This is a genomic window from Paracoccus benzoatiresistens, assembly GCF_026913015.1.
Taxonomy (GTDB): Bacteria; Pseudomonadota; Alphaproteobacteria; order Rhodobacterales; family Rhodobacteraceae; genus Paracoccus; species Paracoccus benzoatiresistens.
On record NZ_JAPTYD010000018.1, the window covers coordinates 1 to 13,552 of the forward strand.

Sequence of the window (13,552 nt, forward strand, 5' to 3'; positions counted from 1 at the left end):
CTTGTGGCGCTGCTGGGCGCGCGGCCCGGCGCGCGGGTGATCCTGGGACCGTTCGAGCATCATTCGAACCTGCTTCCGTGGCGGGAAAGCGGCGCCGAGGTGGTCGAGTTGGGCGAGGATCCCGCAGGCGGCCCGGACCGGGCGGCCCTGGCCGATGCCTTGGCGGGCGCGGCCGGGCGGCGGGTGATCTGTTCCTTCTCGGCCGCATCGAACATCACCGGAGAGATCGCCGATGTCGCGGCCCTGACCCGGCAGGCGAAATCGGCCGGGGCGCGGATCGTCTGGGATTATGCGGGCGGCGGACCCTATCTGCCGATCCGGATGTCCCCGGCCCCCGGCGCCGAAGTGGACGCCATCGTCGTCTCGCCGCACAAGTTCGTTGGTGGTCCCGGCGCGTCTGGGGTGATGATCCTGCGCCGCGACGCCGTCGCGACCGACCGGCCCAGCTGGCCGGGCGGCGGGACCGTGCGCTTCGTCTCGCCGGGAATGCACGACTACAGCCAGCGGATCGAGGCGCGCGAGGAGGCCGGCACCCCCAACGTTATCGGCGACCTGCGCGCGGCGCTTGCATTCCTTGTCAAGGATCGCATCGGCATCGAATTCATGGCAGGGCGCGGGGCGGACCTGACGCGCCGCGCGCAGGAGGCCTGGGCCCGCCAGCCGCGGATCGAACTGCTGGGTCCCGCCAGCCGACCGCGCCTGCCGATCTTTTCCTTCCGCATCCGCGACGGGCAGGGCGGACATGTCCATCACCAGCTTGTCACGCGGCTGCTGTCGGATCGCCACGGCATCCAGGCCCGCGGCGGCTGCGCCTGTGCGGCCCCCTATGTCCACCGTCTGCTGGGCATCGGCGAGGCCGAGTCGGCCCGTCTGCGGCAGGCGATTCTGGCGGGCAAAGAGCTTGAGAAACCCGGCTTTGTGCGCCTGAACCTGTCGCCCCTGATGAGCGACCGCAAGGTGCAGGTCGTGCTGGACAGCGTCACCGAACTGTCGGGCAATGCCGCCGATCTGGCCCGGCATTATCGCTGCGATCCATCGACCGCCATCTTCGTGCCTGCCGACGGCATGGCGCTTGCATAACGTATGTCGCAAGGATGATGGCGCAACGGTCAGGGCCAGCCGGTTCTTTGCCGGGGCTGGTCAAGATGAAGCAGGGCGGGGCCGGATCGCATCGGTCCTGCAGCGGAACCGCAATCCAACAGTTGGAGGCGCGACTTGCGTGCGACCTGGAGGATCTCTGCTATCCTCTGGTGAACTGGGTTCGCGCCGAGGACTGGCGGGTGAGGGTGTCGGCGATGCCGTGGTCGTCGGTGGCCTGGTTGGCGTCGTCGCGGGCCGGCATCCGCAATGTGCGCATCGACCGCAACCCGGCGGGCCAGGAGCGCCGTGGGTCACCCCTGGGCGCGCTTGCTGCGAAACCGCGCGGCCAAGTCCAGGTCGGGTTGAAGGCCATCCAGCGGCGCACCAGCAAGACCTTTTTCTTCGTCACCCATGACGAGGAGGAAATGCTGACCATGCCGGATCGGATCGGCGTGAAGAACAAGGGCCGGATCGAGCAGGACGGGACGCCCGAGGATCTGTATTTTCGCCCTGCCCATCCTCGTGTCCAGCGCCACCATTCCGCTGCTGGGGCTGGTTGATACCGCCGTGGTTGGCCAGATGGGGCCGCAGCGCTCATCGGGGCGGTGGGGTTGCGCTGTCGCCGGCCTCGGCCGAGGTCGAGCATCTGGCGCAAGGCTATGTCTCGATCCGCATCTGGGGCGCGCCCGCCACCATCGCCGTCTATGCCATCACCGGCTGGCTGATCGCCTTGAAGCGGGCGCGGTCCGTGCTGATGCTGCAGTTGTGGATCAACCTGATCAACATCGGGTTGGACGTGCTGTTCGTGATCGTTCCGGGTCTGGGCGTGCCGGGCGTCGCGACCGCGACACTGATCGGCGAATGGGCCGGGCTGGTCCTGGCGCTGTGGCTGTGCCGCGATGCCTTTCTGCCCGCGCTGCGATCCACCTGAGCCGGGATTTCCGATCGTGTCGCCCTGAGGCACACAATGGCGATGAACGCCGACCTGGTGCTGCGCTCGCTGCTGCTGCAGGCCAGCTATATGTCTTTCGTGTTCCTGTCGGCGGGGCAGGGGGATGTCAGCCTGGCCGCCAATCAGGTGCTGCTGCAGTTCCTGCATCTGTTTTCCTGCATGCTGGACGCCTTCACCTTTTCGGCCGAGGCGCTTGTGGGCCAAGCGGTCGGCGCCCGAAAGGTCGGAGCGTTGCGCCGCGCGGCGGTTCTGTCGGGAAAATGGGCTTTCGCCGGCAGCCTGCTGCTGGCGGCTACCGCCATTATGGGCGGTCCGCAGATGATTGCGCTGACGACCACCTCGCCCCAGGTGCAGGCCGAAGCCGGGCGGTATCTGGTCTGGGTCTGGATCATGCCGCTGGCCAGCTTTGGCAGCTTCATCTTCGACGGCATCTTCATCGGCGCCACGCTGTCGCGGCAGATGCGCAACGTGATGTTCCTGTCCCTGGTGCTGTATCTGGGAACCATCCTCGGCACGCTGCCGATCCTGGGCAACCACGCGCTGTGGCTGGGCTTGGTGGTGATGAGCGTGGCGCGCACGCTGCTGATGGCGCACAGCTATCCACGGGTCGAGGACAGGGCCCGCGTCCTTCCTTGACGCCTCGCCCGCTCTAGCTGTTCTGCACGATCAGGATGGCGCGGGCGGGGCCATTCCGCGCCTCGATCCGGTGGGGGCGGTCGGCAAAATAGCGGGCGGTGTCGCCCTTGTTCAGGGACTGGCTCTCGTCTCCCGAAGTGACCTCGATGCAGCCGTCCAGAAGGGTCAGATGCTCGCGGCATCCAGGCCCGTGGGGATCGCTGATCAGCTTGCCTCCCGCGGCAAAGGTCAGGTCATAGACCTCGTGCATGCCGACTGCCTCGGCCGGGGACAGGATGCGAATGCTGACGCCCTGACCGCGCCCGCCGATGACCGGCGCGGCCTCGGCCCGGATCACCTCGATCCGCGGCGTCTTGCGGGCGTCCAGAAGCCCGGCGAAATCGACCTGCAGCGCCTGCGTGAGGTTCCACAGCGTGGCGACCGTAGGGCTGGACTCGCCCCGTTCGATCTGGCTGACCATGGACCGGCTGACGCCCGACAGCCGGGCGACCGCATCAAGGCTGAGACCCTTGGCCGTCCGGGCCTCTTTCAGCGAGGCGGCAAGGCGATCGTGAATTTCGGAACGCGGGTTCATCAATTATCCCGGATAAAGAAAGAGCCTTCGAGGCAGCCCTCACCCAGCTTGAACGTGGCGCAATATTGTTGAACTGACAACATGGCAAACGTTCCATGAACATTCATTTATGCGTCCGTGCGACGTGCTGGCACCGATGGTTGTGCGATGGAACCGGGATGCCACGAGCGCGTGCGTGCACACTCGTAGGCACTGCCAAAGACAGCGCCTGCATCGTCTTGCTTGCCTTCCGGAAATCGGAACCGTTTGCCGAGATGATCGCCCAGACCCGGAAACCGGCCTGATTGATCGTGGGGCCGTGCAGGGCAATGCAGGGGGCCGGACGCCATTCTTCACATCTCCGCCGTCCAGCGTTCGGGACTGCCAAGTTGGTCAAAGGCCAGAAGGTTTCCTATGACCTGAAGCGCGGCCAGCGGTCTGGCAAGATGTCGGCCAGCAATCTGCAGGCAGACCGGCAAGAGCGTCGCGGTCTAGATCAGCATTGCACTGCGGTCGGCCAAGACGCATTACAAGGCGAGGCCGGACATGCTGCCTGGCCTTTTTCATGATCGCGCGCCGCGCGAGCCATTCGGGGGGAAACCAGCCATGACCGAGAACCGCAGCGACGCCCGCGGGCGTGCCGAGCTTGTCTTCAGCAAGCTTCAGGCCCCGTCGTCCGCACGCGATCGCGCGTTCGACGAGATCAACGCCATTCGGGCAGCAGGGGCGGAGAAGACCCAGAGGCTTCGCGAAGCGCGTCTGGCCAAGGAACTGCAGGACAAGGAAGCCCTGAAGGGCCGCTCGGCGGCCGGACTGCCGGAAACATCCTGAGCCGGCCTGCACGGCACGTCTCCCTGTGTGCAAGGACACGAGCGCCGTTGGCAAGACGAACCTGACCGACTGTGCTGCTGCTTCCTCTTGATCGTGGACCGGAGGGAGGGAAGGATGCCGGTTCCCTTATGGTGCAAGGTCCCGTGCGATGATCGTCCGTTCCCGCCCCGGTCTGCTGACGCTGTTCTTTGTGCTGAAGGGGTCGATCATCCTGCGCACCTGGCCGCAGCTTTTCGCTGTCGGCTTTCTGTCCGTGATCGTCGTGGCCGCGCATCGCCATGCACCGGACATCGTGCCGGGGATCAATCCTGCCCCTTTGACGCTGATCGGGATCGCCCTGTCCGTGTTTCTCAGCTTCCGCAACAATGCCTGCTACGACCGATGGTGGGAGGGCCGCAAGCTGTGGGGCCAGATCATCCAGTCTGCCCGGGACATCGCCCGGCAGACGGTGGTTCTGGACGAGGGGAAGGGCCAGACCTCACCCGAGCGGCGCGAGATCCTGGCGGCGATCATCGCCTTCGGTCATGCCGTGGTCGGGCAGTTGCGGCAAAAGACCAGCGCCCGGCAGGCGGGCGAGCCGGGACTTTTTGCCGAGCCTGCGGACACCATCCTGCACGCGGTTGCCGCACGTACCGGAGGATTGCTGCGCCAGGGCCGCCTTGCTCCTGTCGAGGCTCTTGGCCTGAACGACAGCCTTGGCCGGCTGACGCAGGCCCTGGTTGGCTGCGAACGCTTGTCCAACACGCCCTTGCCCTTCGCCTATACGCTGCTCCTTCACCGGACGGCCTATCTGTTCTGCTTTCTGCTGCCCTTCGGCCTGGCTGACATGCTGGGCTGGTCGACCCCGCTTGCCGCCATGCTCGTGGCCTATACGTTCTTCGGACTTGATGCCCTGGGTGAGGAGCTGGAGGAGCCCTTCGGCCTGCTGCCCAACAATCTTCCGATTTCGGCCTACGCGACCATGATCGAGATCCACCTGCGCTCGGCCATGGGCGAGACCGAGCTTCCCCCCGTGCCCGTCCCGAAGGATTACGTCCTGAGCTGACGCAAGGAGGGAAAGGCTTGAAGCGGTTTGCTTTTGACCGGAAGCGCGGAGGATTCCCGGGAAGTCCTTCATCTGCCCCGTTTCCGTAAGGAGGTCACAGTTAGGGGCCGTCGCCGGGGCACTCGGCATCCCCGATGTCGCGGCCCGAGTTCCTTGCGGCAAGCTGTGGTCTATGCACTTGCTGCAAGGGATGGCTCCTGCCCTGCCGGGGCAAGCCCGAAATGCTCTCGCAGTGTCCGGCCGCGGTATTCCCGGCGGAAGATACCCCGTTTTTGTAGCAGGGGGATGACTTCGGAGGCGAATAATTCCAACTGTTCGTAGATGACCGGCGGCATCACGTTGAAGCCGTCCGCGGCGCCCGACCTGAACCAGTCCTCGATCAGGTCGGCCACGCGGTCGGGCGTCCCCGCGACCGTCAGGTGGCCCCGCGCCCCGGCCAGCCGCTGCAGAAGCTGGCGCAAGGTCAAACCTTCCTTCAACGCAGTGGCGGCGTAACCCATGGCCCGGCTTTTCGACGCCTCGACCGAGGACGGGTCGGGAAAATCGCCGGGCCGCAGCGGACGATCCAGCGGCACCTGGGAAAAGTCGTGGCCGCCGAAGCGCGCGGACAGGCGCGTCAGCCCGATCTCGGGACCGGTCAGATCGTCCAGCTCCTCGAAGACGCGGTCGGCCTCGGCCTGGGTCGAGCCGATGGCGGCGCTGAGGCCGGGCAGGATCGCGATGTCCGCCGGCCGGCGTCCCCGCGCGGCGGCGCGTCCCTTGACGTCGGCATAGAAAGCCTGGGCGGTGTCCTTGGCCATATGGGCGGTGAAGATCACCTCGGCCCATTCGGCGGCAAAGGCGCGACCGTCCTCGGACTGTCCGGCCTGGACATAGACCGGACGCGACTGCGGGCTGGCGGGCACGTTCAGCGGCCCCAGGGTGCGGAAGAACGGCCCGCGGTGATCGACGGGCCGGATCAGGTCGCTGCGGGAATAGATGCCCCGGGCCCGGTCGTCCAACAGGGCCTCGGCCGGCCAGCTGCGCCACAGCGCATCGACCGCCTGCATGAAGTCCTGCGCCATGCGGTAGCGTTCGGCGTGGCTGGGATCGGTGTCGTGGCCATAGTTGAGCCCGGCCTGCGGTGCCCAGGAGGTCACAATGTTCCAGCCCGCCCGGCCGTTGGACAGGTGATCCAGCGTCGCGAATTGCCGCGCCAGGGTATAGGGCAGGCTGTAGGTCGTCGATGCCGTGCCGATCAGGCCGATGCGATCGGTGACGGCCGCCAGGGCCGACAGCAGCGCGATCGGTTCCAGGACGCCCGACGCGACAAGGCCGCCGGATGCCGGCGCCACCAGGGCATCCGCCAGGAACACCGCGTCCATCTTGGCCGCCTCGGCGATGCGGGCGGCCTTTGTGTAAAGCGCAAGGTCGGTCAGGCTTTCGCCCGCCGCGCGGGGATGGCGCCAGGCGCTTTCGTGATGGCCGCGCGGCATCAGGAACAGGTTCAGGTGCAGTTCTTTGGTCATCTCGGGCCTCAGAGCAGGTCGGTTTCCACGCCAAGGCTGCCCAGCAGCCGCAAGCGGAGGGATTCGAAATCGGGGTGGCTGGTGCGGCGCGGATGGGGCAGGGCGACCGCGTGATCCTCGGCGATGGCGCCGTCGCGCAGCACCAGGATGCGGTCGGCCAGCAGCAGGGCCTCGTCCACGTCGTGGGTGACCAGCACCACCGTGGGGCGGCGCCGTTCGACCAGGCGGAACAGAAGGCCGTGCATCTTCAGCCGGGTGAGGGCATCCAGGGCCCCGAAGGGCTCGTCGGCCAGCAGCAGGTCGGGGCTGCGCAACAGCGACCTGGCCAGGGCGGCGCGCTGTTTCTGGCCTCCCGACAGCGTGCCGGGCCAGGCCTGCGCCTTGTCGGCGATGCCCACCGCCTCCAGCATGGCCTGCGCCTCGGCCGCCGCATCGGGACGGCGCAGCCCCAGGGTCAGGTTGTCGATGACCCGAAGCCAGGGTAGAAGCCGCGAATCCTGGAACAGGACCGAGACGTTCTGCGGCACGTGATAGTTGCCGCTGCATTCGGCGTCGTCGTCCAGTCCTGCCAAGGCCCGCAGAAGCGTGGTCTTGCCCGATCCGGATTCACCCAGAAGCGCGACGAACTGACCCCTGGGGATGTCCAGCGTGACGCGGCTGAGGACCTCGCGGCCCTGGAATGCGCGCGTCAGGTCGCGGGTCGATACCGCGGCCAAGAAATCGTGCCTGCTCATGTTCCGATGGACCTCCGCCAGGACAGGGCGCGCGCTTCCAGCAACCGGACCACCGCGTCCGACAGAAGGCCAAGCGCCGCATAGATGAAGATGCCGACCACGATGATGTCGGTCTGGCCCCAGTCGCGGGCACGGTTCATCAGATAGCCGATGCCCGTCTGGGTGTTGATCAGCTCCAGCACCACGAGCGAGGTCCAGCACAGCGTCACTGCCAGCCGCAGCGACACGAAAAAGCCCGGAAGCGCGCCGGGAAGGGCCACCTTGCGGATGAATTCACCCCGCGTCAGCCGCAGCGTGCGGGCCAGTTCGACATGGCCCATGTCGATCCCGCGCAGCGCGGCATGGGTGTTGATGTAGACGGGCACCAGGACGGCGGTGAAGATCAGGAAGATCTTCATGGTCTCGCCGATGCCCAGCCACAGGATCACCAGGGGGATCAGCGCCAGCGTGGGCACCGCGCGCTTGACCTGCACCAGCCCGTCCAGCAGCGCTTCTCCGGTCCGGGTCAGGCCGGCGGCCAGTGCAAGCATCACCCCGGTCAGCACACCCAGGAACAGCCCCGCATAGGCCCGCCCTGCCGAGGCGGCCAGATGGGGCAGCAGCGTGCCGTCCGCGATCATCTGGACGCCGGTCGCCGCGGCGGTCGAGGGCGCGGCCAGCGTATAGGGCGACAGGATCCCCAGGCGGGACGCGGCTTCCCAGATCGCCACCACCAGCAGCGGCCCCAGCAGGCGCGTGCCGCGGGGAAGCCGGCCCGGCGTCAGCGCGGGTGGCCGGGGCGGCGCGGGGCGGTTCCAGACCGCCGCCGATGCTGCGTTGCGTTCGGGTGTCATGTCGTTCATGGCAGGGCCTTTCCGCTTAGCGCGCAGCTTCGATCACCGGGTCGAAATCGGCCGAGAAGGACCCTTCCGCATCGAAGCGTTCCGGCAGTTCGCCCGCCTGTGCGAGAATGTCGATCAGACGCTGGTGGTGGGGGATGCCCTCGGCGGATGTCTCGAACTCCATCAGCGACTGCGATGCCAGGATGGCCTCCGTGTCACTGGCCGGGATGCGTTGGAAATCGGTATAGTATTCCTTGCCCCATTCCTCGCGGTTCTCGTTGCTCCAGCCGGCGGCGCGGATGGTGGCGGTCAGGAACTCGCCGATGGCGGCATGCTTGGCGGGATCGGCCAGGGCCTCGGGGCGGGCATAGATGTACCAGGTTCCGGGAAGAAGCTCTCGTTCCCGCGGATCGGATACGGCGCTTGCGCCGATCTGGTGGGTCAGGCGCGTCACATGGGGTTCTTGCAGCACGGCCACGTCCACCGATTGCGTGCGCAGGGCGTCCGGCAGGTCGGTCACGCGCAGCGGAACGAGGGTCACGTCCTCCAGCGTCAGTCCGGCGCGGTTCAGCGCCTCGATCAGGAAGGCCTGGCGGCCCGAGCCTTCGATATAGCTGACGCGCTTGCCGCGAAGATCGGCCAGGTCGTCGATGGCAAGGCCGGGGCGCGCCACCAGCCGGTATTCGGATTTCTCGCGCGTCACCGTGGCGATGATCGGCAGGAGCATCCCTGACGCCCGGGCCTGGATCGGCGGGGTGTCGCCCACATAGGCGATGTCCAGGGCGCCCGCGCGCATGGCTTCCAGGATCGCCGGTCCGCCGGCGAAATTGGGAAGCTCCAGGTCCGAGGTGATCGCGTCGCGTTGCCCGCTGGCCTCCAGAAGGTTCCGGATCAGCTCGCTCTGGTCGGCGACGACCAGCTTGGTGCCGGCAGGAACATCCTGGGCAAGGGCGCTGCCGGTGATCAGCAGCGCGGCAGCAAGTGATTTGACAAAGGTTCTGGCAGACATTTCGCAAGGTCCATCTGTGTCGATTTTCCCCGGATCATTCGGCCCAAGCGGCCCGAATTCAATCTCGATAAGACTGATCGTGAATATTTGGAACCCTGTTGTCGCCGGTTCGCTCGGAAAGAGGCGGCTGTTGCTGTCTTGGCCGGTCAAACGAACAAATGGTGCTATTGGCCATTCTGCGGCCCTGCCATGACGTGGATTTCAGAGCTTCAATCCCGAGGTGCAACGACAAGGAATCTCCGTCCAGTGCGAACAAGGGGCTACGTCATGCCTGATCCTATCGGGACTGTGGAGGCGCTCCAGCATCAGAGCCTTCGAGCCATCAGCAGCCGGGCGGCGGCGCGATCAGACCGGCCCCGAATATCGCGTCCTGCCCGTTGGGCCCCAGGTCGCGGGCCTCGCCCCGAAGGCGCTTGCGCATCTGGGCTGCGCTCAGCGAGGGATCGCGGCTCCACAGCAAGGCCGCTGCCGCCGTCACGAAGGGTGCGGCATAGGAGGTGCCGGTCTTGGCCCGTGCCCCGCTGACCGAGGCGGCGGTCCAGACGTTCACGCCCGGCGCGGCCAGGTCGATATGATTGCCCCGGTTGGCGCGGCGGTAAACCTGACCGCGCCGATCCACCGCGGTGACGGCCAGCACCGCGTCATAGGCGGCCGGAAAGGCGGGCGCGGCCCTGGGGCCGTGGTTTCCCGCCGCCGCGATCAGCAGCACGCCATCTTCCGCCATGCGCGCGACCTGCCGGCCCAGTGCTGCATTCGGCGGCCCGGCCAGCGAAAGGTTGACGATGCGCACGTCCTGGGCTGCCAGGTAGTCCAGCGCCTCGATCAGCGCGAAGGCGTCGGCGCGCTGATCGGCGGCCACCTTCTGGAAGGCATCGACCGCCACGAGCTCGGCCCCCGGGATCAGGCCGGGGCTGCGGCTGTCCGCATCACCCACCAGCAGCGAGGCAACCGCCGTTCCGTGCAGCAGGTCCGAGGGCGGGGCCCCGGTGTCGATCCTGTGGACGCGGATGCGCGCCTCCGAAAGCGCCGCATGATCGGCGTTCAGGCCGGTATCCACCATGCCGATGCGCGGCATGGCGCCGCAACCGGACAGGCTGGCGGGCCAACCGATCATGTCACGGGCCAGACAGTCGGGACCATCGCAGCGGACGCCTTGCCCCGCCTGTTCGCTGCGATAGAAATGGTTGAAGTCGGCATCGGCCCCGGCAGCCAGGGCACGGGCCCGGTCGCGCGCCTCATCCATCGTCAGGGATGCGGGCTTCAGCATTCGCACCAGACTGCCGCCGTCCAGATCGCGGCGTTGCAGGACGCGGAAACCCTGGGCCCGCATGGTGGCCACGGCGTCATCGCCAACGCCGCGCGCCAGGATCTCGTTCTCGGCACGCGTGGCGAGCGTCTCGGGCGCGGCGGGGACGGGCCGGGCGCGACGCACGACCCGATCGTCGTCGTCGTCGTCGTCATCGTCCGCATGGGCCGCCGCAACAAGGGACCAGCCATCCCCCTCGGGGCGCGAATGGCCCGCAAGCGTCAGGGCAATTATGGCAAGGAACAGGATCAGCCTTGGCATTGTCGAAATCCCTTGGAAACTTCGTTTCTGGACAAGTACGTGGAAGAGCAGCAAATATTCCCCCGGACGCGGGAAAGATCCAAGAGGGATGGCATGGACGCAGCTTTCGGAGAGGCCCTGATCCGGCTTCTCCCCAATCTTCGCCGCTATGCCCTGTACCTGGCCCGGCGTTCCGATCTGGCCGACGATCTGGTGCAGACCACGGTGGAGCGGGCGATCCGGGCCTCTGCCAGCTATGATCCGGCGTGCCGGCTGGAACCCTGGCTGTTCCGCATCACCCGCAACGCCTTCATCGATACAGTCCGCCGCCAGCGCACCCAAGGGATCGAGGTCGATGTGTTCGATATCCCCGAGGCCCTGCCCGACCATGGTGACCGCGCCCTGGAGGCGCGGCTGATGCTGCGCGCCACGCAGGCCGCGATGAAGGACCTGCCCCCCGAACAGGCCGAGATCCTGCACCTGATCTGCGTCGAGGAGCTAAGCTATGCCGAGGCGGCCGAGGTTCTGGGCATTCCCAAGGGCACGGTGATGAGCCGCCTGTCCCGCGCCCGGCTGGCTCTTGCCGAAAGGTTGGGAATAAGATGATGCCCCATGCGTATGACATGGGAACCCCCGCGCGACAGGAGCCGGCCGTGCAGATCGATGACGAAACCCTGATGGCCCTTGCCGATGGCGAGCTGGACCAGGCCGAGGCCGCGCGCGTTTCGGCCGCCATCGCCGACGACCCGGAGGCCCAGGCCCGGCTGCGCCGATTTGCCGAAACTCGCGCGCGACTGCGGGCCTTGACCGCCGAAACGCAGGCAGCCCTGTCGGACGACGCCTTGATCGCGCGGATCCGTGCGGCCAGTGCGGCGCCGCAGGCCGCATCGCCGGTGCCTGCGCCCGCCAACGCCAACCGCGCGCCCCTGGCCGCGATCGCGGCCGCCTTGACCGCAGCCGTGGTGGGCATCGGCTGGTGGCAGATGGGGGGGACGGCATCCGGCCTGCCGCAGGCCCAGGTGGCTGCGCTTGACAGCCTGCCTTCGGGCGAGGCGACCGTGCTGGATGATGGACGCGAGTTGACGATGATCGCGTCCTATCGCACGGCCGCCGGGGACTTCTGCCGCGAATACGAGACTGCGCAAGGGGGCGCCCTGACGGTGGGCGTGGCCTGCCGCCAAGGCGGTGCCTGGCAGCAGCAGTTCGCCAGCGACATCACCGCCGCGCAAGGCTATGTTCCCGCGTCGGGCGATATTTCCGCCCTGGACGACTGGCTTGCGGAAACCGGCGCCGGAGAGCCGCTGACCCCCGAAGACGAGGCCATCACGCTGTCGGCGGAATAGATCGCATCCCTGGCCCGTAATCCTGCACAACAAGCAGGAGACGAAGCCGTGACTGTTGCGATCAAATCCCCGCGCCTGGCGCTGGCCCTTCATCCCCGCCAGGTCGCCGTGGCGGTCCTGGCGCTTGCGACGATCTGGGCGGGGCTTTTCCTGCCGGGCGATCTGGAGCGCGACGCGCGCCTGTCGTTGATCGCGGTCGTTCTGGCAATCCTGGGCTGGACCGGCACCCGCCTGCCCGAATCCTTCGTGGCGCTTGCGGTCGTGCTTGGGCTTGTCCTGACGGGCACCCTGTCCGAGCAAACCCTGTTTTCGGCCTTGGGCAATGAACTGATCTGGCTGCTGCTGGCAGCCTTCGTGATTGCCGCCGTGCTGAAGGACGCGGGCCTGACCGAACGGCTGATCGCGCCCCTGCTGCGGCGTCCGTTGCGCTTCGACGTGCTGTCCCTTGGCCTGACGCTTGCCGTGGCGGCAACTGCCTTCGTGCTGCCGTCCACCTCGGGTCGGGCGGCGCTGCTGATGCCGGTGTTCCTGGGCCTGGCGGCGGTCATGCCGGATGCACACCTGGTCAGGCCGCTGGCGCTGATCTTTCCGACGGCCATCCTGCTCTCGGCAGGCGGATCGCTGATCGGGGCGGGCGCGCATCTGCTGGCCGCCGAAAGCATCCGCACCGCCACCGGGCTGGAGATCGGCTATGGGGACTGGGCCTTGCTGGGACTGCCCCTCGGCCTGATCGCCAGCCTTGCCGGAACGGGCCTGATCCTGGCCCTGTTCGCCCCGCGCGCGCTGCGGGGCAGCCGGATCACCGTGCCGGCCCGCACGCCGGTTGCACCGGAACTGGCGGCACGGCAGCGGCGCATCGGCCTGGTCCTGGTCATCGTGGTGGGTCTTTGGCTGACGGCGGGCTGGCATGGCATCGGCATGGCGACCGTTGCGCTGATCGGCGCCTTGGTGCTGCTGACCAGGCCTTTCACGCCGCGCAACACCAAGGACATGTTCCGCGCCGTGGACATCGAACTGTTGCTCTACATGGCGGCGACCGTTCTGCTGGCGCAGGCGCTGACGCAAACCGGCGCCGATCGCTGGCTGGCGGGGCGCGCCCTGGCCGTTCTGCCGGAAGGCATGGCGGGCAGCCTGCCTGCCGTCGTCTCGCTGCTATCCGTGATCGCGGTTCTGGCGCATCTGGTCATCACCTCGCGCTCGGCCCGGGCGGCGGTGCTGATCCCCGCGGTGGCGCTGCCGATGGCCGGTCTTGGCCATGACGGGGCGCTGCTGATCCTTGTCGCGGTGATGGGCACGGGCTTTTGCCAGACCCTGACCGCCTCGGCCAAGCCGGTCGCGATCTTTGCCAGTGCGGGCACCGAGACCTTCACGCAGCGCGACCTGCTGCGGCTGGCCCTGCCGCTGATGCCCGTGGTCACGATCCTGCTGATCGGCTTTGCCCTGGCCGTCTGGCCTGCGCAACTGGCGGCGATGCGGGGCTGAAACGCCGTCCGA

At 67.5% G+C, this 13,552-nt stretch carries 15 protein-coding genes; 9 read left to right on the forward strand and 6 right to left on the reverse strand.

Translation table 11 applies throughout. The features are described 5' to 3' along the window. The 4 genes from OU682_RS12825 to OU682_RS24120 form a co-directional block, all read left to right on the forward strand. Window positions 1-1,080: aminotransferase class V-fold PLP-dependent enzyme (locus tag OU682_RS12825; protein WP_268942530.1), on the forward strand; the 1,080-nt coding region annotated here is incomplete at its 5' end. Between the two features lie 65 nt (window positions 1,081-1,145). Next, complete coding sequence (locus OU682_RS12830) at window positions 1,146-1,640, forward strand: ATP-binding cassette domain-containing protein (protein WP_268942531.1); 495 nt, start codon at window positions 1,146-1,148, stop codon at window positions 1,638-1,640. An 11-nt stretch (window positions 1,641-1,651) separates the two neighbouring features. Next, window positions 1,652-2,011: an MATE family efflux transporter gene (locus OU682_RS24115; protein WP_329609803.1), complete on the forward strand. Its 360-nt coding sequence runs from the start codon at window positions 1,652-1,654 to the stop codon at window positions 2,009-2,011. A 36-nt stretch (window positions 2,012-2,047) separates the two neighbouring features. Further along, window positions 2,048-2,668 (forward strand): MATE family efflux transporter, encoded by a 621-nt coding sequence (locus tag OU682_RS24120; protein WP_329609804.1) that lies wholly within the window; start codon window positions 2,048-2,050, stop codon window positions 2,666-2,668. Window positions 2,669-2,681: 13 nt separating this feature from the next. On the opposite strand, the gene OU682_RS12840 is transcribed toward OU682_RS24120, so the two are convergent. Continuing rightward, window positions 2,682-3,242: a helix-turn-helix domain-containing protein gene (locus tag OU682_RS12840; RefSeq protein WP_268942532.1), complete on the reverse strand. Its 561-nt coding sequence runs from the start codon at window positions 3,240-3,242 to the stop codon at window positions 2,682-2,684. A gap of 585 nt (window positions 3,243-3,827) precedes the next feature. Between OU682_RS12840 and OU682_RS12845 the strand changes: the two genes are divergently transcribed. After that, complete coding sequence (locus OU682_RS12845; RefSeq protein ID WP_268942533.1) at window positions 3,828-4,052, forward strand: hypothetical protein; 225 nt, start codon at window positions 3,828-3,830, stop codon at window positions 4,050-4,052. A gap of 148 nt (window positions 4,053-4,200) precedes the next feature. Further along, on the forward strand, window positions 4,201-5,097 hold the full coding sequence (locus tag OU682_RS12850; protein WP_268942534.1) for a bestrophin family protein: 897 nt from the start codon (window positions 4,201-4,203) through the stop codon (window positions 5,095-5,097). A gap of 170 nt (window positions 5,098-5,267) precedes the next feature. Here OU682_RS12850 and OU682_RS12855 read toward each other — a convergent pair whose 3' ends face one another. The 5 genes from OU682_RS12855 to OU682_RS12875 all read right to left on the reverse strand — a co-directional run bounded on the left by OU682_RS12855 (window position 5,268) and on the right by OU682_RS12875 (window position 10,736). After that, on the reverse strand, window positions 5,268-6,605 hold the full coding sequence (locus OU682_RS12855) for an LLM class flavin-dependent oxidoreductase (protein WP_268942535.1): 1,338 nt from the start codon (window positions 6,603-6,605) through the stop codon (window positions 5,268-5,270). Between the two features lie 8 nt (window positions 6,606-6,613). Beyond that, window positions 6,614-7,339 carry an ABC transporter ATP-binding protein gene (locus OU682_RS12860; protein ID WP_268942536.1) on the reverse strand — a complete coding sequence of 242 codons (726 nt, stop codon included), beginning with the start codon at window positions 7,337-7,339 and terminating at the stop codon, window positions 6,614-6,616. Then, window positions 7,336-8,181: an ABC transporter permease gene (locus tag OU682_RS12865; protein WP_268942537.1), complete on the reverse strand. Its 846-nt coding sequence runs from the start codon at window positions 8,179-8,181 to the stop codon at window positions 7,336-7,338. Before OU682_RS12865 ends, OU682_RS12860 begins: the two co-directional genes overlap by 4 nt. 16 nt (window positions 8,182-8,197) lie before the next feature. Beyond that, window positions 8,198-9,169 carry an ABC transporter substrate-binding protein gene (locus tag OU682_RS12870; protein ID WP_268942538.1) on the reverse strand — a complete coding sequence of 324 codons (972 nt, stop codon included), beginning with the start codon at window positions 9,167-9,169 and terminating at the stop codon, window positions 8,198-8,200. 322 nt (window positions 9,170-9,491) lie between these two features. Further along, a complete protein-coding gene (locus OU682_RS12875) occupies window positions 9,492-10,736 on the reverse strand; it encodes a S8 family serine peptidase (protein ID WP_268942539.1) in 1,245 nt (414 codons plus the stop codon). Window positions 10,737-10,829: 93 nt separating this feature from the next. On the opposite strand from OU682_RS12875, the gene OU682_RS12880 reads away from it, so the two are divergent. The 3 genes from OU682_RS12880 to OU682_RS12890 are packed head-to-tail and all read left to right on the forward strand — an operon-like array spanning window position 10,830 to window position 13,540. Continuing rightward, complete coding sequence (locus OU682_RS12880) at window positions 10,830-11,321, forward strand: RNA polymerase sigma factor (protein ID WP_268942540.1); 492 nt, start codon at window positions 10,830-10,832, stop codon at window positions 11,319-11,321. 47 nt (window positions 11,322-11,368) lie between these two features. Beyond that, window positions 11,369-12,058: an anti-sigma factor family protein gene (locus OU682_RS12885; protein ID WP_268942542.1), complete on the forward strand. Its 690-nt coding sequence runs from the start codon at window positions 11,369-11,371 to the stop codon at window positions 12,056-12,058. A 48-nt stretch (window positions 12,059-12,106) separates the two neighbouring features. Continuing rightward, window positions 12,107-13,540, forward strand: coding sequence for an SLC13 family permease (locus tag OU682_RS12890; protein WP_268942544.1), 1,434 nt, complete (start codon window positions 12,107-12,109; stop codon window positions 13,538-13,540). The last annotated feature ends 12 nt before the right edge of the window (window positions 13,541-13,552 follow it).